Source organism: Brevibacterium sp. R8603A2, from assembly GCF_023072605.1.
Classification (GTDB): Bacteria; Actinomycetota; Actinomycetes; order Actinomycetales; family Brevibacteriaceae; genus Brevibacterium; species Brevibacterium pityocampae.
This window is the reverse complement of the sequence record NZ_JALLGN010000008.1, coordinates 101,999-128,993: the sequence shown is the minus strand read 5'-3', so window position 1 is coordinate 128,993 and position 26,995 is coordinate 101,999. Positions and strand designations below refer to the sequence as shown.

The 26,995-nt window shown below is 70.0% G+C and carries 20 protein-coding genes; 12 read left to right on the top strand and 8 right to left on the bottom strand.

The window, feature by feature from the left end; all coding sequences use genetic code 11:
* Position 1: 1 nt before the first annotated feature.
* Complete coding sequence (locus MTQ12_RS09780) at positions 2 to 1,999, top strand: acyl-CoA dehydrogenase family protein (RefSeq protein ID WP_247618446.1); 1,998 nt, start codon at positions 2 to 4, stop codon at positions 1,997 to 1,999.
* 99 nt (positions 2,000 to 2,098) lie between these two features.
* Here the strand turns inward: MTQ12_RS09780 and MTQ12_RS09775 are convergent, their stop codons facing one another.
* The 5 genes from MTQ12_RS09775 to MTQ12_RS09755 are packed head-to-tail and all read right to left on the bottom strand — an operon-like array spanning position 2,099 to position 7,009.
* Positions 2,099 to 2,791 (bottom strand): histidine phosphatase family protein, encoded by a 693-nt coding sequence (locus MTQ12_RS09775; RefSeq protein ID WP_247618445.1) that lies wholly within the window; start codon positions 2,789 to 2,791, stop codon positions 2,099 to 2,101.
* 43 nt (positions 2,792 to 2,834) lie between these two features.
* Positions 2,835 to 3,680, bottom strand: coding sequence for an SDR family oxidoreductase (locus MTQ12_RS09770; RefSeq protein ID WP_247618444.1), 846 nt, complete (start codon positions 3,678 to 3,680; stop codon positions 2,835 to 2,837).
* Positions 3,677 to 4,708 carry a phosphotransferase family protein gene (locus MTQ12_RS09765; RefSeq protein ID WP_247618443.1) on the bottom strand — a complete coding sequence of 344 codons (1,032 nt, stop codon included), beginning with the start codon at positions 4,706 to 4,708 and terminating at the stop codon, positions 3,677 to 3,679. The genes MTQ12_RS09770 and MTQ12_RS09765 overlap by 4 nt, the downstream gene beginning before the upstream one ends.
* Positions 4,705 to 5,976, bottom strand: coding sequence for an acyl-CoA dehydrogenase family protein (locus tag MTQ12_RS09760; RefSeq protein WP_247618442.1), 1,272 nt, complete (start codon positions 5,974 to 5,976; stop codon positions 4,705 to 4,707). The genes MTQ12_RS09765 and MTQ12_RS09760 overlap by 4 nt, the downstream gene beginning before the upstream one ends.
* Position 5,977: 1 nt before the next feature.
* Positions 5,978 to 7,009, bottom strand: coding sequence for a phosphotransferase family protein (locus MTQ12_RS09755; protein ID WP_247618441.1), 1,032 nt, complete (start codon positions 7,007 to 7,009; stop codon positions 5,978 to 5,980).
* A gap of 160 nt (positions 7,010 to 7,169) precedes the next feature.
* On the opposite strand from MTQ12_RS09755, the gene MTQ12_RS09750 reads away from it, so the two are divergent.
* From MTQ12_RS09750 to MTQ12_RS09740, 3 genes are all read left to right on the top strand, one after another.
* Entirely contained in the window at positions 7,170 to 8,339 is a 1,170-nt protein-coding gene (locus MTQ12_RS09750) for a CoA transferase (protein WP_247618440.1), read from the top strand.
* A gap of 79 nt (positions 8,340 to 8,418) precedes the next feature.
* Positions 8,419 to 9,873 (top strand): hypothetical protein, encoded by a 1,455-nt coding sequence (locus MTQ12_RS09745; protein WP_247618439.1) that lies wholly within the window; start codon positions 8,419 to 8,421, stop codon positions 9,871 to 9,873.
* Between the two features lie 80 nt (positions 9,874 to 9,953).
* On the top strand, positions 9,954 to 11,492 hold the full coding sequence (locus MTQ12_RS09740; RefSeq protein WP_247618438.1) for a hypothetical protein: 1,539 nt from the start codon (positions 9,954 to 9,956) through the stop codon (positions 11,490 to 11,492).
* Between the two features lie 74 nt (positions 11,493 to 11,566).
* Here the strand turns inward: MTQ12_RS09740 and MTQ12_RS09735 are convergent, their stop codons facing one another.
* Positions 11,567 to 12,739 carry a TAXI family TRAP transporter solute-binding subunit gene (locus tag MTQ12_RS09735; RefSeq protein ID WP_247618437.1) on the bottom strand — a complete coding sequence of 391 codons (1,173 nt, stop codon included), beginning with the start codon at positions 12,737 to 12,739 and terminating at the stop codon, positions 11,567 to 11,569.
* Positions 12,740 to 12,833: 94 nt separating this feature from the next.
* On the bottom strand, positions 12,834 to 14,000 hold the full coding sequence (locus tag MTQ12_RS09730) for a thiolase family protein (RefSeq protein ID WP_247618436.1): 1,167 nt from the start codon (positions 13,998 to 14,000) through the stop codon (positions 12,834 to 12,836).
* Between the two features lie 352 nt (positions 14,001 to 14,352).
* Between MTQ12_RS09730 and MTQ12_RS09725 the strand changes: the two genes are divergently transcribed.
* The 7 genes from MTQ12_RS09725 (at position 14,353) to MTQ12_RS09695 (ending at position 23,527) form a co-directional block, all read left to right on the top strand.
* On the top strand, positions 14,353 to 15,486 hold the full coding sequence (locus MTQ12_RS09725) for a TAXI family TRAP transporter solute-binding subunit (protein ID WP_137318307.1): 1,134 nt from the start codon (positions 14,353 to 14,355) through the stop codon (positions 15,484 to 15,486).
* 69 nt (positions 15,487 to 15,555) lie between these two features.
* Positions 15,556 to 17,793: a TRAP transporter permease gene (locus tag MTQ12_RS09720; RefSeq protein ID WP_247618435.1), complete on the top strand. Its 2,238-nt coding sequence runs from the start codon at positions 15,556 to 15,558 to the stop codon at positions 17,791 to 17,793.
* Between the two features lie 263 nt (positions 17,794 to 18,056).
* Positions 18,057 to 18,710 carry a TetR/AcrR family transcriptional regulator gene (locus MTQ12_RS09715; protein WP_137318309.1) on the top strand — a complete coding sequence of 218 codons (654 nt, stop codon included), beginning with the start codon at positions 18,057 to 18,059 and terminating at the stop codon, positions 18,708 to 18,710.
* 184 nt (positions 18,711 to 18,894) lie between these two features.
* The gene (locus MTQ12_RS09710) at positions 18,895 to 20,064 is read left to right on the top strand and encodes an acyl-CoA dehydrogenase family protein (protein WP_137318310.1); all 1,170 of its coding nucleotides are present in this window, start codon (positions 18,895 to 18,897) and stop codon (positions 20,062 to 20,064) included.
* A 112-nt stretch (positions 20,065 to 20,176) separates the two neighbouring features.
* The gene (locus MTQ12_RS09705; RefSeq protein WP_137318311.1) at positions 20,177 to 20,938 is read left to right on the top strand and encodes an SDR family NAD(P)-dependent oxidoreductase; all 762 of its coding nucleotides are present in this window, start codon (positions 20,177 to 20,179) and stop codon (positions 20,936 to 20,938) included.
* Between the two features lie 136 nt (positions 20,939 to 21,074).
* Positions 21,075 to 21,863 carry a crotonase/enoyl-CoA hydratase family protein gene (locus MTQ12_RS09700; RefSeq protein ID WP_247618434.1) on the top strand — a complete coding sequence of 263 codons (789 nt, stop codon included), beginning with the start codon at positions 21,075 to 21,077 and terminating at the stop codon, positions 21,861 to 21,863.
* A 158-nt stretch (positions 21,864 to 22,021) separates the two neighbouring features.
* Positions 22,022 to 23,527, top strand: a complete 1,506-nt coding sequence (locus MTQ12_RS09695; RefSeq protein ID WP_247618433.1) for an acetyl-CoA hydrolase/transferase family protein — start codon at positions 22,022 to 22,024, stop codon at positions 23,525 to 23,527.
* Positions 23,528 to 23,668: 141 nt separating this feature from the next.
* On the opposite strand, the gene dctP is transcribed toward MTQ12_RS09695, so the two are convergent.
* Complete coding sequence (gene dctP / locus MTQ12_RS09690; protein WP_247618432.1) at positions 23,669 to 24,958, bottom strand: TRAP transporter substrate-binding protein DctP; 1,290 nt, start codon at positions 24,956 to 24,958, stop codon at positions 23,669 to 23,671.
* Between the two features lie 297 nt (positions 24,959 to 25,255).
* Here dctP and MTQ12_RS09685 point away from each other — a divergent pair, with 297 nt between their 5' ends.
* Positions 25,256 to 26,950: an AMP-binding protein gene (locus MTQ12_RS09685; RefSeq protein ID WP_247618431.1), complete on the top strand. Its 1,695-nt coding sequence runs from the start codon at positions 25,256 to 25,258 to the stop codon at positions 26,948 to 26,950.
* The last annotated feature ends 45 nt before the right edge of the window (positions 26,951 to 26,995 follow it).

Here is a 26,995-nt window from a genome sequence, read left to right as displayed (position 1 = left end):
GATGAGCTCGACCGAGATCCGCACCCGCATCCGCACTCTGCTCGACGACTGGCTCTCGGCCGGCCGGTTCACCCCGACGGTGGACTGCTGGCTGCGCTCGGTTGACCGGGACTTCTCCCGCGCGCTCGGCGAGGCCGGGCTGCTCGGCATGACGTGGCCGGTCGAGCACGGCGGCGAGGGCCGGCCGAACACCGACCGGTTGGCGCTGACCGAGGAGATGCTGCGGGTGGGTGCTCCGGTCACGGCGCACTGGATCGCCGAGCGGCAGATCGGCCCGGCGGTGCTGCGCGCCGGGACTCCGGAGCTCAAGGCGGCGATCCTGCCCGACATCGTCGCCGGCCGGGCGATCATCGGGCTCGGGATGAGCGAGCCGGAATCCGGTTCGGATCTGGCGAGCGTGCGCACCCGAGCGGTGCCCACCGAGGGCGGGTGGATCCTCAACGGCCACAAGATCTGGACCACCCAGGCGCACAACGCCACTGCGATGTACATCCTCGCGCGCACCTCGGAGGAGGAGAAGAAGCACCAAGGGCTCAGCGAGTTCGTCATCGACATGGACTCCCCCGGCATCGAGGTGTCCCCGATCGTCGACCTCGCCGGCGAGCACCACTTCAACGAGGTCCGCTACACCGACGTGTTCATTCCTCGCGAGCGGCTCATCGGCACCGAGGGCGAGGGCTGGAAGCAGGTGATCGAGCAGCTGAGCTTCGAGCGCGGCGGACCCGAGCGGGCCCTGTCGACGTGGGTGCTCGTGCCCGAAGTGCTCGCCGCGCCCGGTCTGCGCACCGACGAGGGCGCGCTGCGCGACCTCGGACAGGTCGTCGCGGAGCTCTCCGCGCTGCGCCACATGTACCGCCGCATCGCCGCGGCACTCGACGCCGGGGAGGCGCCGATCCGGCTGGCGGCGGCCTCGAAGTTCATCGGCAACGGGTTCGAGAAGGGGCTCATCGACATCGCCCGCCGCCTCGTTCCCACCCCGGGTGAGAAGCTCGCCGGTCTCATCCAGCAGGCGCTGTGGGCGTCTCCGGCGTTCGGGATCCGAGGTGGGGCGGAGGACGTGCTGCTCGGCATCGTCGCGAAGCTCGAGCTGCCGCGTGACCTGTCGAAGGCCACCCCGCAGCCGCGCCTGGCCGACCCCGAGGCGCAGGAGCTCGTCGAGCTCGCCGGGAAGGTCGCCGGCGGCACCCTGCTCGACGTCGATCGCAGCGATGCCGGTCTGGACCGGCTGCGCTCGACGGTCGAGGACCTCGGCTGGACGCGGGTGTCCGTGCCGGAATCGGCCGGCGGGTCCGGCGGGTCCCTCGCCGATGCCGGGGCGATCGTGCGCGGGCTCGCCCGCCTGGGCGTCACCGCGGACCTGCCGGAGCACCTCGTCGCCGCGCACACCGGTGCCGGGCTCGGACAGCGGGAGGCCACCGCGCTCGCGTCGCTGCTCGACGCCGCGGTGCTCCTCGGTGCCGGGGAGGCAGCCCTCGCGCTGACCATCGGCCACGTCATCGAGCGCGAGCAGTTCGGGGCGCCGCTGGCGGCGATCCCGGCGGTGAAGTCGTGGATCGCACGGATGCGCATGCAGCTCGACCTCGCAGTCGAGTCCTACGACCGCGCCCTCGAGATCGCCGGCGACGCGCTCCGCGCCCCCGGTGCGGACTCCACCGCAAGCGGGGCCGGTGAGGAGGCAGCCGGCGGCGCGACGGCCGCGGCGGAGGCGGTGGGTGCCTCGGACGCGGGCATCACCGACGCCCAAGCCGCCGCCGCGCTGTCGGCGAAGGCGATCGCCGCTCAGGCCGGCGGGCTCATCGCCGCCCAGGCCCATCAGCTCCACGGCGCGATCGGGATCACCGCGGAGTACCCGCTCCACCACCTCACCCAGCTCATCTGGGCCACCCGTGATTCCGGCACCAGCGAGCACGCAGCGCTCGTCGAGCTCGGCCGCATGGCCCTAGCCGGTGGCGAACCCGTGATCTGGGACCGTCTCACCGACTCCGCACCCGCGGAGTGAGCCCACATCGAGTGGTCACTTCTCTTCGGAGAATCGCGAAGAATCGAAGACAAGTGACCACTCGAGAAGGAAACAGAACACGCGCCGAGAGGACGCCGTTCAGAAGCTCAGGAGGTCGGCTGCCTCGAGGTGGGCGATCTCGTTGCCGGTGAGCATGATCGCGCGGTCTCCGGCGAAGCGCACCCGGGTGATCCCGGCGTGGGCGGGCCGGAACAGGAAGTCGCGGCTCAGCCCGTACTCCTCGGCGAGGAACGCGTTGATCACGCCGCCGTGGCAGGCGATCGCAACCTGGTCCCCCGCATGGCGCCGGGCGATCTCCCAGATCGCCCCGTGGACGCGGGCGCGGAACTCCGCCGAGCCCTCGCCGAGCGGGATCGAGTCCCAGGTCAGCGTCTCGATCATCTGCCGGCTGGCCGCGAGCGCGCGCTCGGTGCCGACGGCCTGCTCGAAGCTCTGCTCGCCGGGCACGTCCCGGAAGATCCCGACCTCCTTGAGCCGCTCGTCCACGACGACCTCGACCCCGTGATGGGCGGCGATCGCCTTCCCGGTGTCGTGGGCGCGGGCAAGGTTCGAGGAGTACACCGCGTCGAGCCCGGCCCCGGCGAGCGCCTCGCCCACCGCGAGCGCCTGCGCACGGCCCTGCTCGGAGAGGTGGGCGTCGTAGGCCATCGACTCCGGGGAGTCCTTGCCGGCGCGCACCTGCTGGCCGTGGCGGACGAGGTACACGTCCGTCGCATCATCGACGCGGGTCAGCAGTGCGGTGCCGAGGGCCCGCCCGAGGAAGTTGCTCATGGGTCTCCGTTCAGAGGTGGTCGGTCGGGAAGCCGGAACGCGCTCAGCTCGGAGCGCCGCCGTCGACGGTGAGCAGCGCCCCTGTGGTGTAGGACGCGAGCGACGAGGCGAGGTAGAGCACCGCGCCGACGATCTCGTCGGGCTCTCCCCCGCGCTCGGCGGCGAAGCTCTTGGCCCGCCTGCCGAACGCCTCCATGTCCCAGTGCTTGGCGATGTCGGTGAGGAAGGTGCCGGGCACCACGGCGTTGACCCTCACGCTCGGCCCGTAGGCGTGGGCGAGGGCGATCGTCGTCGCATTGAGCCCGGCCTTCGCCGCGGAGTACGGCACGGTCGAGGGCTTGGGATGGAGCGCGGCGATCGAGGAGATGTTGACGATCGACCCGCCCCCGCGCTCGGCCATCCGCTCCCCGAGCAGCGCGGAGAGCCGGAAGGGGCCCTTGAGGTTGAGGCCGATGACCTTGTCGTAGAGCTCCTCGCTGATACCGGCCACCGAGTCGTACAGCGGCGAGGAGCCCGCGTTGTTGACGAGCACGTCGACGCCGCCGAGCTCGTCCCACACCCGGTGGGAGAACTCCGTGCACTGGTCCCAGTCCGCGGCCTGCAGGGCGTAGGGGTGCACGCGCCCGCCGGTCTCCGCGGTGATCCGGGCGGCGGCGTCCTCGCACGAGGCGATCTTGCGCGAGGCGATCGCCACCTCGGCCCCGAGGGAGGAGAAGGCGCGCGCCATCTCGTACCCCATGCCGCGCGAGCCCCCGGTGATGACGACCCGCTTCCCGGTGAAGTCGAAGCCCCACCGGCCGGCGCCGGAAGGGCCGGTTCCCGAGGCGCCGGCGGGCGCCTCGGCGGGCGCGTTCCCGCCGTGGGCAGGTGCTGTGCTCTCGGTGCTCATCCGATGATCTCCATCGCCTGGTCGAACAGGGACACGGTGCGCTCGTGGAGCCGCCGGCCCACCGATTCCGGGGCGAGCCCGGCCGAGGCGCGCGCCTGCGAGCCCTCGAGGATGGATCCGAAGCGGAAGCACGCGAGCACGTGGTAGAAGTCGACGTCGGAGACGTCGTAGCGGCTGGTCTCGCCGTAGGCGGCGACGACCTCGTCCTTCGCAGGCCAGCCGGGCAGGGCGAGGCCGTGGGTCGAGGCGAGCAGGTGCCCGAGGTCGAGGAGCGGGTCGCCGAGCGTGCACAGCTCCCAGTCGACGATCGCGGCCACGCCCGGTTCCTCCCGGGTGAAGAGGACGTTGCCCGGGTGGCAGTCGCCGTGGATGATCCCGGCATTGCGCGCCTCGGGCATCCACTCGGTGAGCCAGGCCGGGATCGCCTCGACGCCGGGGTGGTCGAGCCCGGGCCAGGACTCGAACTCGCGGTAGCTCTCGAGCTGCCCGACCCAGCGGCCGGGCTGCCGGGCGAGCCAGCCGTCGGGCTTGCCGAAGCCCTCGAGGCCGGCGGCCACGTGGTCGATGTTGCCGAGCTCGGCGATCGCGCGGGCGTGGGCGAGGCCCATCGCGTGCTGCCAGTCGCGGTCGGCGGCGACGTGCTCGGGCACGCCGCTCACCCCGTTGAACCCGGCCACGGAGCGCATGATGAAGAACGCGTTGCCGAGCACCTCGAGGTCGTCGCAGGCGGCGATGAACTCCGGGTGCGGCACCTTGCTGCCGCCGAGGGCTGCGAGCACGCGCGCCTCGCGGAGCATGATCTGGTCGGAGTTCTTCCGCTTGTTCACCGGCGGGCCGCGGTAGATCAGTCGCTCGTCGTTCCACGTGAAGCCGAGCAGCACGTTCTGGGTGCCGCCGGTGAGGAAGTCCGGATCGGTGATCTCGCCAGGGCCGATCTGCTCGCGCAGCCAGGCCGCGAGCGTGTCGAGCTCGATCCCGGCCTGGCGCGCGTGCTCGGCGGCGACCGCGGCGTCGTCGACCTCGCTCACGAGGCCGCCTCGAGGTACTGGGCGAACTTCTTCTGCGCCTCCTCGGTACGGGTGGGGATGTGCTCGCTGGGCACCGGGTGCGGCTCGTAGTCGCGCAGCACGCGCCGGGCCACGGTGACCTTGTGGACCTCGTCCGGGCCGTCGTAGATCCGGGCGGAGCGCGCGTTGCGGTACATCTCCTCCAGCGGCAGATCGCCGGTGATACCGAGCGAGCCGTGCACCTGGATGGCGCGGTCGATGACGTTGAAGAGCACCTGCGCGCCCCAGAACTTGATGATCGCGATGTCGGTGAGCGCGTTCTTCGTGCCGCCCTGGTCCATCTTCCACGCCGCCTGCAGGGTGAGTAGGCGGGCCGCCTCGAGCTCGGCCTTCGAGGTCGCGACCATGTCCTGGATCATCTGCTTCTGCGCGAGCGTCGAGCCCTTGACCTCACGGGTGACGACCCGCTCGCACATCATGTCGAAGGCCCGCTTGCCCTGGCCCAGCCAGCGCATCGCGTGGTGGATGCGGCCGGGGCCGAGGCGCTTCTGGGCGAGCATGAATCCCTGCCCCTCCTCGCCGACGAGGTTGGCCGCCGGCACCCGGACGTCCTCGTAGAGGATCTCCGCGTGCCCCTTGTCGCCGGCGGCGTGCGACAGGCCCATAACCGGGATGTCGCGGAGCACGTTCACGCCGGGGGTGTCGCGCGGGACGATGATCATAGAGGCGCGCTCGTGCGGCTCGGCGTCCGGGTTCGTCACGACCATGACGATGAAGAAGTCCGCGTGGGAGCCGTTCGAGGAGAACCACTTGTGGCCGTTGATGACGTACTCGTCGCCCTCGCGCACCGCGCGGGTGGTGAGCATCGTCGGGTCCGCGCCGGCGCCGGGCTCGGTCATCGAGAAGCAGCTGCGCAGCTCACCGGCGAGCAGCGGCTTCATCCACTTCTCCTTCTGCTCGTCGTGAGCCGCGATCGCGAGCAGCTCCGCATTGCCGGAGTCCGGGGCGTTGTTGCCGAAGATCGACGGCGCGAAGGCGCTCGCGCCGAGGATCTCGTGCATGAGGCCGAGCTTGAGCTGGCCGAAGCCGCCCCCGCCGAGCTCCGGCTCGAGGTGCGCCGCCCACAGCCCCTGGTCCTTGACCTGCTGCTTGAGCCCGTCGGTGACCTCCTTGAAGGCCTCCGGGCCGAGGTCGGCGACCTCGAGCGGCATGATCTCCTCGCGCACGAAGGTGCGCATCCACTCGAGCTTCTGCTCGAACTCGGGTTCGGTCGAAAAGTTCCAGCTCATGTCAGTTCTCCTCCTTGAGAATGGTCAGTGCCTGCTTGGCGAGCTGCTCGACACCGGCGCCGGCCTCCTCGGGATCGAAATCGAGGTCACCCATCTGTCCGGTGATGAGACGGGTGTAGACGCCCTCGCGGATGCAGGCGAGCTTCCACATCGCGAACGCCGCGTAGTAGTTGACGTTCGACGCGGTGATGCCCGACTGCTCCTCGTAGCGGGCGATGAGCTCCGCCTTCGTGGGGAAGCCGTGCTCCGGTCGCGGCACCCAGATGCTCGTGTACTCGTCCGGGGTGGTGAGCATGGCGATGAAGTAGCCGAGGTCGGTGAGCACCTCGCCGATCGCGGTGAGCTCCCAGTCGACGACGGCGTTGATCGTGCCGTCGGGGGCGAAGATCATGTTGTTCGGCTTGTAGTCGCCGTGGGCGATCCCGATGACGGAGTCCGCGGCCTCGGGCATCTCTGCGGCGAGGACGTCGTGGACCTCCTTGATCTCCGGGATGTCGCGCTGGGTGATCTGCTCGAACTGGCCCAGCCAGCGGCGCAGCTGGCGCTCGATGAGCCCGCCGGGCCGGCGCAGGTCGGTGAGCCCCACGGCGTCGACGTCGACGCGGTGGATCGCGGCGAGCGTGTCGATCATCCCGAAGGCGGTGGCGCGCTTGTCCGCATCGGGGATCCGGGCCCAGTCCTCGGGGGTGTTGATGGGGAAGCCCGGGCAGTGCTCCATGAAGACGAACGGGACCTCCATGACCGCCGGGTCGTCGACGATCTCGAGCACGTTCGTCACCGGCACGTCGGTGGGGCCGAGCGCGGCCATGATGCGGCCCTCGCGGGCGACGTTGTGCGCGCTGCCGCCGGTGTGGCCGAGCGGCGGGCGGCGCAGCACCCAGCGCGGCTGCCCGTCGACCTCGACGGTGTAGGTGAGGTTCGAGCGGCCGATCGAGAGCACGGTGTACGTCACGTCGGCGGCGCCGAACCTGTCTTCGATCCAGCGGCCGACCGTGACCGGGTCGATCCCGGCCGGAGCGGTGGTACCGGTCACCTTTGACCTCCTGAGTGAACAATCGTTCGAGTCTTTTGAACCGTATGGAATCCGGCGCGCAGTGTCAAGCCCCGGAACCGGGGACCGGCCTGCCGGGCCCGAGGTGCCCTGTGGGAGAATCGGACGACTCGTACCGGCTGCTCATTCAAGGATGAATCCTGTGACCATCGACATCACCGCACCGAACTCCGGCCCGCTCTCCGGCGTCATCGTCGCCGACTTCTCCCGCGTGCTCGCCGGCCCCTACTGCACGATGATCCTCGGCGACCTCGGCGCCACCGTCATCAAGGTCGAGAGCCCCACCGGCGACGACACCCGCGCCTGGACGCCCCCGGCCTACCAGGGCGGCGCCTGCTACTACCAGGCGGTCAACCGCAACAAGCACTCGATCACCCTCGACTTCGGCGATGCCGACGACCTCGCCGTGGCGAAGGACATCGCCGCCCGCGCCGACGTCTTCATCCACAACTTCAAGCCCGGCTCGATCGACAAGTTCGGCCTCGGCTACGCCGGCGTCAAGGAGATCAACCCGGACATCATCTACGCCCACATCAGCGGCTTCGGCACCTCGGGTGCGGGGGCGGCGCTGCCCGGCTACGACGTGCTCGTGCAGGGCATGGCCGGGCTCATGGACATGAACGGCGAGGCCGACGGCGAGCCGGTGCGCTCGGGGGTGTCGATCTTCGACCTCACGACCGGGATGATGACCGCCGTGGGCATCACCTCCGCCCTGCGCCACAAGGAGCGCACCGGGGAGGGCCAGCTCATCGAGAACAACCTCATGGCCAACGCGATCTTCACCATGGCGAACCAGTACCAGGTCGCCTCGACGACGGGGAAGCACCCGACCCGCAACGGCAAGGAGCACCCGACGATCTACCCGTACAACGCGTTCCCCACCGCGGACGGCGACCTCATCGTCGTCGCCGGCAACAACGGCCAGTTCGCCCGCCTGTGCCAGGTGCTCGGCACCCCGGAGCTGCTCACGGACGAGCGCTTCGACAACCCGGAGAAGCGCAATATCAACCGCGCCGAGCTGCGCCCGCTGCTCGAGCGCGCGCTGTCGGTCAAGGGCAAGGACGAGTGGTTCGAGCTGCTGCGCGGCGCCGGCCTGCCGTGCTCGCCGGTGCAGAACGTCAGCGAGGGCCTCGAGTCCGCGCGTGAGCTCGGCATCGACCCGATCTGGCACACCGAGGACCCGGAGTCGATGCCGACCGTGCGCAGCTCGCTGAGCATGTCGGCCACCCCGGCGAGCTACCGCAAGGAGCCCCCGCAGCTCGGCGAGGACTCCGATGCGGTGCGCGCCTGGCTCGCCGGCACCGACAGCTGACCCGCGCCGCGGCCGAGGTGTGCCGGGACCGGCACACCACCGCCACGCCCGGCACCGCCACCATCCCTAGGCTGGCATCATGAACCGGATCCTCGTCGCCCTCGGACTGCTCCTCGCCCTGCTCGGCGGAGCCGGGTGCGGGCTCATCGACACCCGACCGAAGTCCACCTATGCGGAGTTCGTGCAGGCGGCGTCCGCGCTCGCCGGAGTCGGCTCGGTCATCGCGACCGGTTCATCCGAGTTCCAGCTCACGCTCGACACCGGGGCGCAGGAGGCGGAGCTCGCCGATACCTCCCAGGCCCTGTTCGACCTCGTCAACGGGCACCGCTATCCGGACGGGGCGCCCACACTGAGCCTCGAGAGCGGGGTGTTCACCGGCGAGATCGGCATCATCCACCACAGCGCCGGCCCGGGAGTGCCGCAGCCGGGCCCGCTCGCCCTCGAGCACCTGCCGTTCCTCCACGCCCTTCCTGCGGTGGAGGAGGGCACGCTCGGGGACGGCAGCGGCGCCTCGGTCCGGCTGCAGGAGGGGACCGACATGCGCACCTGGACCAGCGACGCGGCGGCCGCCCCGCGCGAGCTCCGGCTCTCCGCCCACCGCCCGATGACCGACGACGAGATCCGGGTGCTCCCGCCGGACGATCGAGAAGCCGCGGAGACGACGGACGGCGCCGCCGAGCCCGAACCCCCGGACGTGTCGATCGACCTCGACCTCTCCCGACCGGATCTCCCCGCCGACCTCGTCCGGCTCCACGACACCGTCGAGTCGGTCTCCGCGACCCTGATCGACGCCGATCTCAGCAGCATCGACACCGCCCCGGACACCGCGCTGGCCGTGCCCGCCGACAGCGACATCCCCGCGGTCCTCGCGGCGTTCGAAGCCGAGTACGGACCTGATCGGCTCGACGACGTGCGCGTCGCTTCGGCGGAGGGACTGTCCGTCGGCGGGGGCGAGGGCGACGTCGACGCGTTCTTCGAGGCCCGGGGGCTGCTCGAGGCGACCGGGGCCGAGGTGCGATCGATGGACCTCCGGCTCGGCTCGCTCACCGCCCGCATGCCGGATGGCGACACCCTGCGAGACGTGTCCGCTGCGGTGAGCGGCTCGGATTGGCCGCTGTCCGCCGACACCCGGCTCTCCGTCGAGCACACCTCCCACCCCGACGATTCGCCGTACTTCACCGCCGGCTCCTGGCCGGCGCACGCGGATCTGCTCGCCGCGCTGTGGGACGCCGGGTTCGACTCCGTCCGGATGTCAGCCGGCAACCAGCTCAGCGACTTCGACCTCCGCCTCTACCGCACCGAGACGCAGGACCTCACCAGCGCCGACAGCCGGGCCGCGCTCATCGACGTGCTGCGTAAAGTCGGCTGGGGCGGCCGGGCCCAGATCTCGCTCGCGACCGGCGACCACCTCATCTTCTGGTCCGCTGCGGACGGCGCGGCCGAGGAGCCGTACATGGCCCTCCACGGAGCCGACCGGGAGCCCACCGGCTGGGCCGCGGACTTCCTCGCCGAATGGGACGCCACCGCCGGCTGATCCGCGATCCCCGCCGAGGTGTGCCGGACCTGGCACAGCACGGCCACACCCGGCACCCGCCCCATTCCTAGGCTGGCCTCATGAAACGGATCATCGTCGCCCTCGGCCTCCTCGTCACCCTCCTCGTGGCGTCCGGCTGCTCCGTGATCGAGCGGTTCGGCCAGGGCATCTCCGATCCGCGTCCGCGCTCCTCGATCGGTGCGCTGGTCGACGAGATCCGCACCCTGCCCGGCATCACCTCGGCCACCGAGACCTCGCCCGGCACGGTCGAGGCGGACCTCCGCACCGACGCCTCGGCGGACGAGCTCGGCGACACCGCAGGGGAACTGTTCGACCTCGTCAACGACTTCCGGTATCCCGGCGGCACGCCCGCAGTCACCGCGACGAGCGGGAAGTTCACCGCGAGCGTCCCTGAGAGTCTCCCGAACACCCTGTACGACCCGCCGCCCACCGCACCGGCGCTCTCGGCGCTGCCGTACCTCCACACGCTCCCCGATGTCGCCTCCGGCCATCTTCCGGGCGGCTGGGGGATGCTCGGCGGCATGCACCCCGGCCCGCTGCGCCCGAGCTCGCGCATCGTGCTCGAACTCGACCCGGGCACCGACATGGCCGCCTGGACCGAATCCGTCGCCGCCCGGACCCGACCCTACGAACTCGACGTCCACCGGCCGCGGACCGCGGACGAACCCGCCGACCCCACGCCGCAGGATCTCCGCGGGGAGATGGATCGGCCGAGCGCGATCGAGTACGTCCTCGACCTCGCCGACCCCGGCACCCTCCCCGTGCTCCGCGACACCCACTCAGCACTCACCGGGACGGACCAGCTGCTCACGCGCGCGGAGATCAGCCCCTCGCGCAGGGACACCGCGCTGTCGATCCAGGTCCCCGCGCCCACCGACATCGTCCCCGCCTTCGAGCACCTCGAGAACGAGCTCGGCCCGATCGGCTACGGCGAGGGCACGGAGGTCGACATGATCACCGACGACGGGCTCGCCACCAGCGAACCCGACGAGGGCTTCGAGGACCTGTTCGTCGTCATCGAGCCGATCGTCGAGCGCGGCGGCACGGTGACCGGGCTCGGCGGCGACGGGACCGCCGCGGGGAGCACCGTGAGCGTCGGCGTGCCGGACGCCGATGCGCTGCGCCGCATCGTCGACTACGCCGCGTCCGAGGCATGGCCGCTGAGCCCGGACACCACGCTGAAGATCGGCACGGACCCCCACTGGTCGACTTCGGCCACCGCGGTCGCCCAGTGGCCCGCGCAGGTGCCGCTGCTCGCCGCGCTGTGGGAGGCCGGCTGGGACGCCTCGACGGTCGACGACCTGCGCGGCCTGTCCGGCGACGGCACACCCAGCACCTTCGACCTCGGGATCACGGTCGCCGCCCGGGACCGGACCACGGCCCACACGCGGGCCGAGCGGGAGGAGATCGTCCGGCTCCTCCGGCAGCGCGACTGGGACGGCACCGCATCGATCCGGATCAGCATCGACGACGACGAGCTGCGCTTCCACAGCACCGCGGACGGCGTCGCCACCGACCTGAGCTACGAGAAGTACAGCGAGCAACCGGCCCGCTGGGAGAAGGACTTCATCGCGCTCTGGGACGCCACCGCTGGGTGAGCGCGGCAGTCAGACGGCGGCAGTCAGTCCTCGTGCGGGATCATCACCCCTCGCGCGGGCCGGACCTCGCGAGATCAGTCCTCGCGCGGGATGTGGGGCGCGTGCTCGGCCTTCCACTGCTCCCAGGTCTCGGCGAGCTCGTCCTCCGGGGTGGACTCGAGCACCTCGGGCCAACCGGCGCGCAGGGTCTCGCCGCGCTCGATGAGCAGCTGGTTGCGCTCCTCGTGCTCCGGGGTCCACAGGCCCTGCTCCTCGAGGTACTTCACCAGGCCGTCGTGGTGCGGGAGCACCATCGGCATCCAGTCGATGTCCTCGAACTTCCAGTCCTTCGTCGTGGCGGTGGCGTCCGCGTAGAGCGGGTACGCCTCGTGGAAGGTCTTCACCATCGCGTAGACCTCGTCGACGCTGAAGTCGGCGTAGGTGGTCATCTGGATCGCATACGTCGGGCCGTGCTTGACGGTGTCCTCCATGCCGACCGCGGACTCGAACTCCTCGATGACGACGGAGGGCGCGTACTCCTGGAGCCGCTTCTCCGCCTCGGCGTCGCCGTCGAAGTCGACCCACCGGTAGTCCATCTGGGTGGCGACCTCGATGATCGCCGAGGACTGCGCCCCGAAGTACACCATGTCGAGTCCGCCGTTCTTGAACATCTCCGGCTGCGCGCCGTACTCGACCGGGACCTTGACGACGTCGTCCGGAGTGAGGCCGGCATAGGCGAGGATGCCCATGATCTTCTCCTGCGAGGACGGGTTGGCCGCCATCCACGGCACCCGCTTGCCCTCGAGGTCCGCGAGGGTCTCGATGCCGGAGTTCCCCGCCACGCCGACGGCCACGGTGGTCGGAGGGGTCCAGTACGTCCTGAGGTCCTGCGGCCCCCAGTCGGGGGACACGAACTCGTACTTGCCCTCGAAGGCGTAGAACGCCTCGTCGGACAGCCGGGCCGTCTGCGCCTGGCCGGTGCGCAGCGGGGTGAGCCGGCCGACCCCGGTGTCCGAGCCGAGGATCCGCACCTGCGTGTCGTACTCCTTGATCAGCGCCTCGGCGACGGCGGCCTGCTCGGAGTAGTTCGAGGTGCCCACACCGTAGCCGGTCCACACCGTGGCCTTGGGCAGGCCGTTGGCGTGGTGACCGGCCTGGGACTCGGTCACCGGGGTGCCGCTGCTCGTGATCTCACCGCAGCCGGTGAGGGCGAGGGCGGCGACGGCGATCCCGGCGAGCGTGCGCCGGATCCGGTGGGGGTGCGTCAACGTGGGTCTCCTTGCAGGTGTCGGGTGCGGCCGGCGGGGATCGCCCCGGGGAGCCGCGCCGCGGGTCGGGCGGTGTGACGCCCGGCGCGACAGGTCAGTCGATGAGCTCGAGGATGGTGGCGTTGGCCTGGCCGCCGGCCTCGCACATCGTCTGCAGGCCGTAGCGGGTGCCGGTGCGGCGCATGTGATGGACGAGGTCCGTCATGATCCGCGCGCCCGAGGCGCCCAGCGGGTGGCCGAGCGCGATCGCCCCGCCGTTGGGGTTGACCCGGTCCCAGTCCACGCCGATCTCCTTCATCCAGGCGGCCGGGACCGAGGCGAACGCCTCGTTGACCTCGAACACGCCGATCTCGTCGGCCGACAGCCCGGACTTCGCCAGCGCCTTCTGGGTGGCCGGGATGGGTGCGGTGAGCATGGTGATCGGGTCGGCGCCGGCGAGCGTCGCGGTGTGGACACGGGCGATCGGGGCGAGGCCGAGCTCGCGGGCCTTGACGTCGGTCATGACGAGGAGCGCGGCGGCGCCGTCGGAGATCTGCGAGGAGTTGCCGGCGGTGACGACGCCGTCCTCCTTGAACACGGTCTTGAGCGCGCCGAGGGAGTCGAGCGTGCCGCCGGACCGGATGCCCTGGTCAGCGGCGAACTCGAACTCCTCGCCCTCCTTGGTCAGGCCGGTGAGCGGAACGATGTGCGCGGCGAAGTCCCCGCGCTCGGTCGCGGCCTGCGCGCGGGCGTGCGAGTCGAGGGCGAGCTGGTCGAGCTCGGTGCGGTCGAAGCCCCAGCGCTCGGCGACGATCTCCGCCCCGACGCCCTGGCTGAACTCCTCCTGCCCGTAGCGCTCGAAGATCGCCGGACCGAACGCCTTGCCGGGTCCGTTGGCGCGGTTCGTGCCCATGGGCACGCGGGTCATCGACTCGACGCCGCCGGCGACGGCGATGTCGTAGTGCCCGGCGACGACCGAGGCGATCGCGAAGGTCAGCGCCTGCTGCGAGGAGCCGCAGGCGCGGTCGACGGTGGTGCCGGGGGTGGTCTCGGGCCAGCCGGCGGCGAGCGCGGACCAGCGGGCGACGTTCGAGGACTGCTCGCCGGCCTGCACCACGCAGCCGAAGACGACGTCGTCGACGAGGGCGGGGTCGAGCGAGTTCCGCTCGGCGAGGGCGGACAGCACGTGGCCGCCGAGGGTGACGGGGTGGATGTCGCGGAGGGCTCCGCCGCGCTTGCCGACTGCGGTGCGGGCTGCGTCGACGATGACTGCTTCTGGCATCGGGTGTCTCCTTGAACTGCGGTGTCCCGGACGGTGGTGCTTCTGACGATAGGCTGCGGTGGCGCTGCGGTCGATGGTCGGGGTGCGGCCCACGCCAGTGGCCCGCATCACCATTTATACACCTGTGGCAATGAATTTTGGGAATCTTATGTGTTCCGTGTAACAATTTCGCAGGGCCGCAGGCCGTCCTGCACGCCCTGCCATCGCGCTCTTCCGAGTCCTCAGTCATTCAACGGCGAATCCCCCGCGGATCCGCCCGACCCTGCTGAATCGCCCGGCGGCGCACCACCGATTCGGCGCCTCGGCCGCTCCCGGCCGATCGCCGTTCGATCCCGAACAGGAAAGACCGACGATGACACGACTTACGCGGGCACTCGCCTCCATCACCGCCGGCGTCATGCTGCTGTCGGGCTGCGCGCAGCTCGAGCTCAACGAGGAGGTCGACGACTTCCCCGCATTCACCGCGTGGACGACCTACGGCACCGGCACCTCGACCTACGCCGACCTCGCCGCGGCGGCGAATACGATCTCCTCCGAGGAGGACGCGCAGATCCGCATCCTCACCTCCGACACCGCCGTCGGCCGCCTGAGCCCCCTGCGGAACAAGCAGGCCGTGATGTCGCGGACCGGCGACGAGTACATCTTCGCCTTCCACGGCGAGGAGGACTTCACCACCGCGGACTGGGGGCCCCAGGACCTGCGCATCGTCTGGGCCCCCACCGGCCCCCACGCCATGATGACCCGCACGAACACCGGCATCGAGACCCCGATGGACCTCGAGGGCAAGCGGGTCCCCCGCGTCACCGCGAACCCCTCGGTGAACAACAAGCTCGACGCCTACCTCGCCTACGCGGGTCTGACCTGGGACGATGTCGTTCCTGTCGAAGTCTCCTACAGCGAGCAGCCCGGCGCCCTGCAGGCCGGCAAGATCGACGTGCTGTTCCAGCAGGTCTACGGCTCCTCGCTCTACGAGCTCGAGAGCGCCGTCGACACCGCCTGGCTCGAGCTCGACCCGGACGAGACCGAGCGCATCGCGGCCCTCAAGGAGGTCGCCCCCGCCGTCGAGGTCGGCCCGTTCGAGGGCGGCGCCGGCCAGGAGGAGGGCCAGTCGGACAACGGGTTCATCTACCCGCTGCCGGTCGTCTCCTACGAGGAGGTCTCCGACACCCAGGCCTACCACACCGCGAACGCGTTCCAGGAGCACTACCCGAAGTACGAGGACGCCACCGCGACGACGGAGAACTGGGACATCGAGCACGTCGTGAAGATGCCCACGCAGGTCCCGTTCCACGACGGCACGGTCGAGTTCCTCGAGGAGCACGGCGCCTGGACCGAGGAGGCCGAGCAGCGCAACCAGGAGCTCATCGCCTACGGCCAGGAGATGCGGGCCACCTGGCCGGACTTCCTCGCGCAGGCCGACACCTCGGGTGATCTCAAGCAGCAGTGGATGGACTGGAAGGACGAGCACCTCGAACCCATCGACTGACCCCGCCTCCACTCCTCACACTCTCTCCGGGGCCGGCCGCTTCGGCCCGATCGCAGAACAGGAACTCCCATGAATCAGAGAATCACCCCGATGTGGAAGGGTGTCATCGTCGTGCTCACCGTTCTCGGTGTGCTGCTGGCGATGAGCCAGGCCTTCTTCTGGAGCCCCTTCGGGCTCACCTTCCTCACGAACTCCTACCTCTACTACACGCTCGCGTTCTTCCTGCCGATCGTGTTCCTCATCTTCCCCATCGCGAAGTCCCAGAAGGACCGGGCGATGCCGTTCTACGACGTCGTGCTCGCAGCACTCACCTTCGTCGTGGCCTTCTACTTCGGTCTCAACGGCGAGAACATCGTCAACTTCGGCTGGGACAAGTCGCTGACGTATCCGACGATCACCATCGTCTTCTCGTTCATCTTCTGGCTCCTCGTCCTCGAGGCGCTGCGCCGCGCGGCGGGACTCGTCGTCACGCTCATCGCGCTCGTGTTCTCGATCTACCCGATGTTCGCCCTCGCCGTGCCGGTGCCCTTCCTCCAGGGCATCCCCTACCAGCTCGACGACGCCGCCCGCATCCACGTCATGGGCGTCGACTCGATCCTCGGCCTGCCGCTGCAGACCGCGGCCTCGATCCTCATCGGCTTCCTCCTGTTCGGCGTCGCCCTCCAGCACACCGGCGGAGCGACCTTCTTCTACGATCTCGCGCAGTCGGTGTTCGGCCGCTATCGCGGCGGCTCGGCGAAGGTGTCGTCGATCTCCTCGGCATTCATGGGCATGATGAGCGGCTCTGCCGTGTCGAACGTGCTCACCACCGGCCCGATGACCATCCCCGCGATGAAGAAGTCCGGCTTCCCCGGGCGCTACGCGGCCGGCGTCGAGGCGACCGCCTCGACCGGCGGCACGATCACCCCGCCGATCATGGGCACCGCGGCCTTCCTCATGGTGTCCTTCGTCGGCGTGCCCTACGGCGAGATCGCCCTCGCAGCGGCCATCCCGGCCGTCCTGTACTACTTCGGCATCTACATCCAGGTCGACGCCTACTCCGCGAAGACCGGCCTCAAGGGAGTGCCCAAGCACCTCCTGCCCCGGGCCGGGCGCACCGCCCTGCTCGGCTGGCCCTACATCGTGGCGCTCATCGGCCTCATCCTCCTGCTCACCGTGCAGAAGAACGAGTCGCAGGCCCCGTACTGGGTGGTCGGCTTCCTCCTCGTCGTGGCGATCTTCATGAAGGACCACCGCCTCACCCCGAAGTCGTTCGTCGACTTCCTCTTCGCCGGCGGCAAGACCATCGCGGAGATCATCGGCATCATCGCCGGCGTCGGACTCATCGTCGGCGGCCTGTCGATGACCGGCGTGTCCCTGTCCCTGGCCCGCGAGCTCATCACGCTCGTCGGCGACAACCTGTTCCTCATCCTCATCGCCGGCGCGGTCACCTCGTTCGTGCTCGGCATGGGCATGACGGTGTCCGCGGTGTACGTGTTCCTCGCGATCGTCATGGCCCCGGCGCTGACCGGCATGGGGATCAACCCGATCGCCGCTCACCTGTTCGTGATCTACTGGGCGACCGTCTCCTACATCACCCCGCCGGTGGCGCTCGCCTCCTTCGCGGCGGCGAACATCGCCGGCACCCCGCCGATGTCGACCTCGCTCACGGCGATGCGCCTGGGATCGGTGAAGTACATCATCCCCTTCGCCTTCGTCCTCAACCCGGCGCTCGTCGCGCAGGATTCGACGGTGTTCCAGATCATCTACACCTTCGTCTTCGCGCTCATCGGGGTGTTCTTCCTCGGCTGCGCGTTCGAGGGCTGGATGATCGGCGTCGCCCGGCGCCTCACCGTCGTCATGCGAGTGGTGCTGTTCGCCGCCGGCCTGGCGACCCTGGCACCGGAGCTCACCTCGAGCCTCATCGGCCTGGCCGTCGGTGTGGTCGCCATGGTCGTCACCCGGTTCTGGAACGACGGCGGCCCGGAGGAGTCCGCTGCGATCGAACGCGAGAAGGCACGCCGGCTGGAGGCGAAGGACGCCGCCGCCTCCAAGGAGTACGCGGCTGCGCACACCGGCGGCGAGGCCACCGAAGGGGTCATGGGACCGACCGCCACCCGCGGCCTGGCCACCGACCTCGACTCCGGGGGAGCCACCGTGCTCGCCGATGACGACCGCGCGGACATCCACGCCGGCGCCTCGGACCGCCAGGGCCACGTCCACGGCGGCGATGCGCCCGACGCCCCGGGCCGCCGCCCGGGTGCCGCCGGGGCCGAGGCGCGCCGCGACCCCGAGGACCCGGCAGGTCCCGGCAGCACCGCCCGCTGACCGCAGGGCCGCCGGCCACGGACCACGGCCGAGAAGCCGCCACCGATGGTCGACCGCGGCACCGCCTGAACAGAGGGGCGGGTCCCGTCCGGATCCTCACGGATCCGCGCACGGGGCCCGCCCCTCGGCGATGACCCGCCGGAATCGGACCCGGTGGGGTAGGGTGCGTGGGAACGACTTATTGATTGTTCGTTAGGGAACCTCCGAGCGGCGGACGACGGCGTCCGCGGCTCCCCGCTCCCCGACCGACCCCTGGAGAGACCATGCGCTCGACGAACGGCAGAGCAGAGATCCTGCGCGCCGCCCGGAACACCTTCGCCGCCAAGGGCTACGACGGAGCCTCGATCCGCGACATCGCGCAGGAGGCCGGCCTCAGCCTGTCGGCCCTCTACTACTACTTCCCCTCGAAGCAGGACGCGCTGTTCGAACTCATCCGCTTCGCCTTCGACTGGTACATCCAGGAGGCCTCCGAGCTCGTGGAGACCGCCGGGGCGAAGAGCTCGGACAAGGTCGCGGTACTCGTCCGCTTCATCGTGCGCTACCGCTGCCGCAACACGCTGCTCGGGCGCGTCACCCTGCGCGACACCGAGCGCCTCGACCCGGAGAAGTTCACGCAGATCCGCACCCTGCAGCGCGAATCCCGCGAGATCCTCGTCCGGGTGCTGCGCGCCGGGATGGAGTCCGGGGAGTTCCGGATCGAGAACCCCGAGCTCGCCGGCCGCGCGATCCTCTCGATCTGCAACAGCATCCCGCTCTGGTACAAGGACGACGGGCCGCTCGACTCGGTCCAGCTCGAGCGCTCCTACACCGCCTACTGCCTGCGGCTGCTCGGCTACCGCGAGCTCAGCGACGAGCTCACCCGGCTGCTCGACCTGCCGCTGGAGAAGTCCGGATACTCCGGCTTCCTCGACGACTGACGGGCCCTTCCGGAGCCGGTGCCATTCCCGCACGCGCAGCGGCCAACGCGCAGGACCAGCCCCGTCGTTCCGGCACAGGGTCTTGCCGCTGCGTCCCGGGAGGGATACGCTGACTGCAACTTATCGAGTGTTCGATCGTAGGTGATCGTGCTCGTCGCCCCACCCCTTCGACGAACGAGGAACCATGCGCAGGACCATCTTCACCGAGGAGCACGACGCCTTCCGCTCGATGTGCCGCGACTTCGTGGCCAAGGAACTCGTCCCCGCCTACGAGCAGTTCGAGCAGGACGGGAAGGTGGCCAAGGAGTTCTTCGCGAAAATGGGCGAGCTCGGCCTCACCGGCCTGCAGGTCCCGGAGGAGTACGGCGGCGGCGGCCAGGGCCACACCTTCAAGTTCAACACCATCCTCAACGAGGAGACCGCCTACGCCGCGACCACGCTCGGCACGCTGCGGGTGCACCAGGACCTCGTCATCCCCTACATCCTCGAGTACGCGAACGAGGAGCAGAAGCAGCGCTGGCTGCCCGGCATGGCCGCCGGCACCATCATGACCGCGATCGCGATGACCGAGCCCGGCACCGGCTCCGACCTCACCGGCATCCGCACCAAGGCGGAGAAGAAGGGCGACCACTACGTCCTCAACGGCGCCAAGACGTTTATCTCCGGCGGTATCAACGCCGACCGGGTGCTCGTCGTCGCCCGCACCTCGCCCTATGACGAGGCCGATCGACGCGGGGGCCTGTCGATCCTCGTCGTCGACGCGGAGAGCGCGGGCTTCGAGAAGGGCCGCAATCTCGACAAGATCGGCCTCAAGACGCAGGACACCGCGGAGCTGTCCTTCACCAACGTCGAGGTGCCGGCGACGGATCTGCTCGGCGAGGAGGGCAAGGCGTTCGAGTACCTCTCCCACAACCTCGCGCAGGAGCGGATGACGATCTCCGTCAACGCGGTGGCGAGCGCGCAGGCCGCGATCCGGTTCGCCTCCGAGTACGCGCACGAGCGCAAAGTGTTCGGCACCCCGCTCAAGAGCTTCCAGAACACCAAGTTCGTGCTCGCCGAGTGCTCCACCGAGGTCGAGGCCGCACAGATCATGCTCGACCACGCGATCGAGGCGCTCGACGCCAACGAGCTCAGCCCCGCCGACGCCGCCCGCGTCAAGCTCTTCACCACCGAGGTGCAGGCCCGCGTCGTCGACAAGTGCCTCCAGGTGCACGGCGGCTACGGCTACATCCTCGAGTACCCGATCGCCCGCCTCTACGCCGACGCCCGCGTCACCCGGATCTACGGCGGCACCTCGGAGGTCATGAAGACGATCATCGCCAAGGACATGGGCCTGTCCGAGAAGCGGGCCTGACCCGGGCCTGACCCGGGCGGGGCGCGGGCCGGCCCCGCGATCGCCCCGCCCCTCCCCCACCGTTCGCGCAGGACCACGGCGGTCCGGCCGCACCCATCAGAAGGAGTACCCCATGAACATCTCAGGACACGCAGCGCTCGTCACCGGCGGCTCCTCGGGCCTCGGGCTGGCCACCGTGCAGCGGCTCGTCGCCGAGGGCGCACAGGTCGTCATCGCCGACCTCAACCCGCCGGCCGAGGACGTCGCGGCCGAGCTCGGCGACGCGGTGCGCTTCGTCGCCACCAACGTCTCCGACGAGGCCCAGGTGTCCGCGGCGATGGACGCCGCGACCGAGCTCGGCGACCTGCGCGCGGTCGTGCACTGCGCCGGGATCGGCGGGCCGATGCGCCTCGTCCAGAAGGACGGGTCCGCCGGGAACCTCGACCACTTCCGCAAGGTCATCGACGTCAACCTCATCGGCACGATGATCGTCGCCAGCCAGGCCGGCGTGCGGATGGCGAAGAACGAGGAGATCGACGGCGAGCGCGGCGTCATCATCTTCACCGCCTCGGTCGCGGCCTGGGAGGGCCAGATCGGCCAGGCCGCCTACGCCGCCTCGAAGGGCGGGGTCGTGGGCCTCACCCTGTGCGCCGCGCGCGACTACGCCTCGAAGAAGATCCGCGTGGTGACGATCGCGCCGGGCACCGTCGACACCCCGCTGCTCGCCAAGGCCTCCCAGGAGGTGCGCGACTCGCTCGCCGCAATGGTGCCGCACCCGTCCCGCCTGGCGCGCCCGGACGAGTACGCCCACCTCGCGCTGTCGATCATCGAGAACGCGATGCTCAACGGCGAGACCATCCGCATGGACGGCGCGATCCGCATGGCCCCGCGCTGAGCGAGCCCTCACCGTTCGGGGGCGGCTCGCGCTGAGCCGTCCCCGGACACCCCGGCCTGCGGCACAGCTGCACCGGGCCCCGCACCGCACACCCAGCAGTCGAGACACAGCAGTCGAGCATCGAAGGAGATCCGACATGACCGAGACCACCGACACCCCCACCGAAGCCGAGGTCCTCACCGAGGTCCGCGGGCAGGTGCTCGTCATCACCCTCAACCGCCCCAAGGCCAAGAACGCCGCGACCGCCGCGATGGCGGCACAGATGGCGCAGATCCTCGACGACTTCGACAGCAACGACGAGCTGTTCGTCGCCGTCATCACCGGCGCCGGCAAGACCTTCTGCTCCGGGATGGACCTCAAGGGGTTCGTGCGCGGTGAGCGCCCCTCCGTCGAGGGCCGCGGATTCCTCGCGCTCACCGAGGCGCCCCCGCAGAAGCCGCTCATCGCCGCGGTCGAGGGCTACGCGCTCGCCGGCGGCTTCGAGACCATGCTCGCCTGCGATCTCGTCGTCGCGGCCGACACCGCGAAGTTCGGGATCCCCGAGGTCAAGCGCGGCCTGGCCGCCGCGGCCGGCGGTCTCGTCACCCTCCCTCAGCGCACCCACCGCGCGGTGGCGATGGAGATGGCACTCACCGGCGACATCTACTCCGCGGAGTTCGGCAGGACCAACGGCTTCGTCAACCGGATCGTCGGCGACGGCGAGGCGCTCGACGGAGCGCTCGAGCTCGCGCAGACGATCGCGGCGAACGGCCCGCTCGCCGTCAAGGCCTCGAAGCAGGTCATCGTCGAATCCGCCGACTGGTCGACCGATGAGAAGTTCGCCAAGCAGTCCGAGATCGTCGATCCGGTCTTCACCTCTGCCGACGCCAAGGAGGGTGCGACCGCCTTCGCGGAGAAGCGCGCTCCCCGGTGGACCGGCCGCTGACCCACCCTGAAACAGCAATATCCTGCGGTTCCTGAGAAGGATTCCGCAGGATATTGCTGTTTCGGGGGCGCGACCCCGGCTGTGGTGTTCGCCACGAACGCACCGGTAGGACTCCTCCGCCGTTTGGCCGATGCACCCCCGCTTGAGAACATTGGTCCATGACGCGTATCTCGTGCCCCGTGCTGTCGAAGAAGATCACCACTGCCGCGCAGGCCGCGGAACACATCTCCCCCGGTGACAACGTGGGCATGAGCGGGTTCACCGGCTGCGGCTACCCCAAGGAGGTGCCGGGTGCGCTCGCCGAGCGGATGAAATCGGCCCACTCCGCCGGCGAGGAGTTCACCATCGGACTGCTCACCGGCGCGTCGACGGCTCAGGAGCTCGACGGCGTGCTCGCCGAGGCCGAGGGCGTGCACCTCCGCGCTCCGTTCAACACCGACCCGAGCATGCGCAGGGCGATCAACTCCGGAGACGTCGAGTACATCGACACGCACCTGAGCCACCTCGCCCAGCAGGTGTGGTTCGGCTACTTCGGCAAGCTCGACGGCGCCGTGGTCGAGGTCGCCGCAGTGCTCCCCAACGGGCTGCTGGTCCCGGGATCATCGGTGGGCAACAACAAGACCTGGCTCGACCAGGCCGACAAGGTCATCCTCGAGGTCAACGAGTGGCACCCGCGCGAGTACGAGGGCTTCCATGACGTCTACTACGGCACCAAGCTGCCGCCGCACCGCAACCCGATCCAGATCCTCGAGCCGACCCAGCGGATCGGCGACCCCTACCTGCGGGTCGACCCCGACAAGGTCGTCGCTGTGGTGCGGACGAACGCCCCGGACCGCGACAACTCCTTCTCCCCCGTCGACGACAAGTCCCATGCGATGGCCGAATACCTCATCGATTTCCTCCGCCACGAGGTGAGCGCCGGCCGGATGCCGAAGAACCTGCTGCCGATCCAGTCAGGAATCGGCAACGTCGCGAACGCGGTGCTCGAAGGGCTCAAGGAGTCCGAGTTCGAGCACCTCCATTCCTACACCGAGGTGATCCAGGACAACCTGCTCGGCCTCCTCGACTCCGGCAAGCTCGACTCGATCTCCGCAACGGCGTTCAGCCTGTCCCGACCTGTCGCCGAGCACTTCAACGCCAACGCCGAGTCGTACAAGGGGCGCATCCTGCTCCGCACCCAGGAGATGTCGAACCACCCCGAGATCGTCCGCCGCCTGGGCATCATCGCGATCAACGGCATGGTCGAGGCCGACATCTACGGACACGTCAACTCCACCCACATCACCGGCTCGAAGATGATGAACGGGATCGGCGGCTCCGGGGACTTCGCCCGCAACGCGTTCCTCAACTTCTTCGTGTCCCCCTCGACGGCGAAGGACGGGTCGATCTCCTCGATCGTACCGATGGCCTCGCACGTCGACCACACCGAGCACGATGTCCACGTGCTCGTCACCGAGCAGGGCATCGCCGACCTCCGAGGCACCTCACCGGTCACGCGCGCCAAGCGGATCATCGACAACTGCGCGCACCCCGACTACCGCGAGAGGCTGCACGACTACCTCGACCGGGCGATCGCCGAATCCCCGAACGCCGCGCACACCCCGCACATCCTGTCCGAGGCGCTGAGCTGGCACACGCGGTTCCTCGAGGACGGCCACATGTGAGCTCCGGCCACCCCACGGTGAGACAGCAGAATCCCGCGGTTCCTGAGAACAGGAACCGCGGGATTCTGCCATGTCCGGCCGGCGCCCAGGCCCGATCACTTCGGGCGGCCCAATCGCCTCGGACCGGGCGGAGCCTGCGGATCAGCTCGGGCGGTGCGGGAGCATGATCTCCTCGAAGTACTTCTCACCGAAGGGCTGGAGGAACTCCTTGTCGCCCATCGGGTACCACTCGTCGTAGTCGGCGAAGGTGCCCTCGTCCTCGTAGCCGAGCTCCTCGGCGACCCCGCGCCAGCGCGCGACGGCCTCCGGGATGGCCTCGGTCGACCCCTCGGGCAGGGTGCCCGCTACGATGGCCTCGTCGACGAGTCCCTGCGAGGAGTTCTTCAGCTCGTCCTGCAGACCGGACTCCATCTCCTCGAAGGTGCCGCCCGCCTCGCGCACGGTCTTCGCGCCGACGGCGTTCGCCTCGAGGTCGCCGCGACGGGACTCGTTGAACTCGTCCTCCATCGAGTCGAACACGAGCTGCTGGACGGCCAGCGGCCACTCCTGCCAGGCGCTGCCGGCGTAGACGCCGCCCGGCCCGCGGGCGAAGGTGACGTCCGTGGTGTAGGTCATGTTCGGCGCGACATCCATGAAGCCGGCGGCGTCCGCGGCGAGGGTCGTCGACAGGGTGCAGTCGACGGTGCCGCGCTGCAGGGCCTCGTAGGTCTCGGTGTACTGGAGCGAGACCGGCGAGGCGTCGAGCGCCTCGAGCTGGCTCGTCTGCGCGACCGAGGACGCGCGCACCTGGTTGCCCTGCCAGTCCTCGGCGGTGGTGTGCGGTTCGGCGCACATCGTCACGACCGCGCCGGCGGCGTTGAAGATGTTGAGCGGTTCGAGCCCCTGATCGCGGAACTCGCTGATGAGGTTCTCGTCCTGCCAGGTGAGCTCGCCGATCGCGGCGTTCGCGGCGATCTCGTCGACGAGCGGCGAGGTGCCGGTGAGCGTGGTGCCGGTGACCCACGACTGGAACACGGGGAACCTGTCCGGCTGGTAGATCGGGAGCATGTAGGCGACATCCACGCGGCCGTCGACGAGCGCATCGGCGAGCTCGGTGTACCCGGCGATGCCCTGACCGTAGGTGGTCTCCACGGTGATCTTGCCGTCGGACAGCGTCTCGAGGTTCTCGATGAAGGCGTGCGCGCGGTGCGCGTCGAGGCCCTCGCCGGACTGCGCGGACGGCTGGTAGTTGATGGTGAGCGGCTCGATGTCGGCGAACGCGGCCTTGATCTCCTCGTCCGAGGCGCCGTACTCGTAGCCTTCGCCGCTGCCGCCCTCCGCCGCACCGCCACCGCCGCCGGCCGAACCGGCGCAGCCGCTGAGGGCGATCCCGAGCGCCGAGGCGCCTGCGATGAGACCGAGCATGCGCGAACGCTGCAGACGAACAGTCATGTGAAACTCCTGGGCTCCGGGGCCCGCACGTCCGTGTGCGGCACCGCTGGGCTCGGGGGTTCTCGCCGTCTCCCCATCGAATCCGGCACCGGCGCGGATCGATCCACGACCCCGAGCAGTCTCACTAGTCTGAACGTTCGATAAGTCATCCGTCAAGGGTGTCTCACGGACAGGGCGGACCACCCCGGCCCGTGGCACTGATCACTTGTTCAGTTACTATCGGTGCAGACCTCCGGTCTCCGCGCTCGCCGCAGGCCGTCGATGCGGACGCCGCCCCCGTGCCAGGAAGGGCCCACCATGTCGCACTATTTCCCGCCGGGCATGCCCCGTCACCTCAGCTACCCCGACGCCGCCGTGCCCGAGGTGCTCCTCGCCTCCGCCCGCACCTACGGCGAGCGGGCCGCGGTGGTCGACGGGGAGGAGACCCTGAGCTACACCGAGCTGCTCGCCGGCGCCCGCGCAATGGCCGCCGACCTCTCCGCAGCCGGGATCGCCCCGGGAAGCGTCGTCGGAATCCACCTGCCGAACATCCTCCACTACTTCACCGCCTACTACGGCGCACTCCTCACCGGCGCCGCCGTCACCCTCGTCAACCCGCTGCAGCCGGCCCCGGCGCTGGCCAAGCAGCTCGCCGACGCCGGTGCGACCGCCCTCATCACCCACCCCGCGCACCTCCGCCCGGTGACCGAGGTCGCCGAGGAGCTCGGCCTCGCGCGCGTGCTCGTCACCGGACCATCGTGGTCGGCCGGGGTGGACCAGGAGCAGCAGGCACTCGCCGATTCCGTGCTCGGCACCGGCCCGTACCGGTCCTTCGCCGAGGTGCTCGCCGCCGGCGGAGAGGATTTCGAACCCGTCCTCGCCGGCACGGACGAGGTCGCCCACTACGCCTACACCGGCGGCACCACCGGCAAGTCGAAGGGCGTGCGCGTCCTCCACCGCAACGTCATCGCCAACATCACGCAGATGGCCGCCTGGCGCCTCCACTCGGCGATCGACCGCGATGAGACGGGGCACCTGCGGCTCACACACATCCCCGACCTCGGCGTCCCGTACGTCGAGCCGGGTGCGGCCGCGACCATCCAGGTGCCGCCGCTGTTCCACGCCCAGGGCCTGACCAGCGGCGGGATGTTCATGCTCGGCGGCGTGACGATCGTCCTGTCCGGCCGGTTCAAGCCGCAGACCTTCGTCGAGCTCACCAACCGCTGGGAGGCGGCCTACGCCTCGGGCAATCCGCCGATGTACCTCGCGCTCGCCGCGCACTGCCGGGCCACCGGGGAGTCGATGCCGAGCATGAAGCTCGCGATCTCCGGCGCCGCCCCGCTCGATTCGACCGCAGTGGCGCGGATCGGCGAGGCGATGCCGAACGCCGTGATCGGCGAGGGCTACGGACTCACCGAGGGCACGTGCATGGTGACCTCGACCCCGGTGCAGCCGGGCACCACCCAGAAGATCGGCTCCGTGGGCATCCCGGTGTCCGACACGGAGATCGAGATCCGCAGCACGACCGGCACCGAGGTGCTCCCCGACGGCCAGGAGGGCGAGCTGTGGGTGCGCGGCCCGCAGGTCACCGACGGCTACAGCAACGCCCCGGAGCAGACCGCCGCGCAGTTCGTCGACGGCTGGCTGCGCACCGGCGACATCGCCTCCCGCGACTCCGAGGGGTTCATCCGGATCCACGACCGGGCCAAGGACATGCTCATCTACAAGGGGTACAACGTCTACCCGCGGGAGCTCGAGGACATCGCCGCGGCGCACCCGGGCGTGGCGCGGATCGCCGTCGTCGGACGGCCAGCGGACGAGGCCGGGGAGATCCCCGTGGCCTTCGTCGAGGCGGCCCCCGGCGTCGCGCTGTCCGGCGAGGAGCTCATGGGCTGGGTCGCCCAGCGGGTGCTGCCCTATCAGAAGATCCGCGAGGTCCACATCGTCGAGGTGCTGCCGACCTCGGCCGCGGGCAAGATCCTCAAGACCGAGCTGCGCGACCAGCTCGACTGAGACCGTCCCAGAACCGCGGGCGCTCCGACCGCACCGGCACCCCTG

Coding starts and splice junctions, on each gene's coding strand:
- MTQ12_RS09780 (WP_247618446.1), top strand. CDS start 2: ATGAGCTCGACCGAGATCCGCACCCGCATCCGCACTCTGCTCGACGAC.
- MTQ12_RS09775 (WP_247618445.1), bottom strand. CDS start 2,791: ATGAGCAACTTCCTCGGGCGGGCCCTCGGCACCGCACTGCTGACCCGC.
- MTQ12_RS09770 (WP_247618444.1), bottom strand. CDS start 3,680: ATGAGCACCGAGAGCACAGCACCTGCCCACGGCGGGAACGCGCCCGCC.
- MTQ12_RS09760 (WP_247618442.1), bottom strand. CDS start 5,976: ATGAGCTGGAACTTTTCGACCGAACCCGAGTTCGAGCAGAAGCTCGAG.
- MTQ12_RS09745 (WP_247618439.1), top strand. CDS start 8,419: ATGAACCGGATCCTCGTCGCCCTCGGACTGCTCCTCGCCCTGCTCGGC.
- MTQ12_RS09740 (WP_247618438.1), top strand. CDS start 9,954: ATGAAACGGATCATCGTCGCCCTCGGCCTCCTCGTCACCCTCCTCGTG.
- MTQ12_RS09730 (WP_247618436.1), bottom strand. CDS start 14,000: ATGCCAGAAGCAGTCATCGTCGACGCAGCCCGCACCGCAGTCGGCAAG.
- MTQ12_RS09725 (WP_137318307.1), top strand. CDS start 14,353: ATGACACGACTTACGCGGGCACTCGCCTCCATCACCGCCGGCGTCATG.
- MTQ12_RS09720 (WP_247618435.1), top strand. CDS start 15,556: ATGAATCAGAGAATCACCCCGATGTGGAAGGGTGTCATCGTCGTGCTC.
- MTQ12_RS09715 (WP_137318309.1), top strand. CDS start 18,057: ATGCGCTCGACGAACGGCAGAGCAGAGATCCTGCGCGCCGCCCGGAAC.
- MTQ12_RS09710 (WP_137318310.1), top strand. CDS start 18,895: ATGCGCAGGACCATCTTCACCGAGGAGCACGACGCCTTCCGCTCGATG.
- MTQ12_RS09705 (WP_137318311.1), top strand. CDS start 20,177: ATGAACATCTCAGGACACGCAGCGCTCGTCACCGGCGGCTCCTCGGGC.
- MTQ12_RS09700 (WP_247618434.1), top strand. CDS start 21,075: ATGACCGAGACCACCGACACCCCCACCGAAGCCGAGGTCCTCACCGAG.
- MTQ12_RS09695 (WP_247618433.1), top strand. CDS start 22,022: ATGACGCGTATCTCGTGCCCCGTGCTGTCGAAGAAGATCACCACTGCC.
- dctP (WP_247618432.1), bottom strand. CDS start 24,958: ATGACTGTTCGTCTGCAGCGTTCGCGCATGCTCGGTCTCATCGCAGGC.
- MTQ12_RS09685 (WP_247618431.1), top strand. CDS start 25,256: ATGTCGCACTATTTCCCGCCGGGCATGCCCCGTCACCTCAGCTACCCC.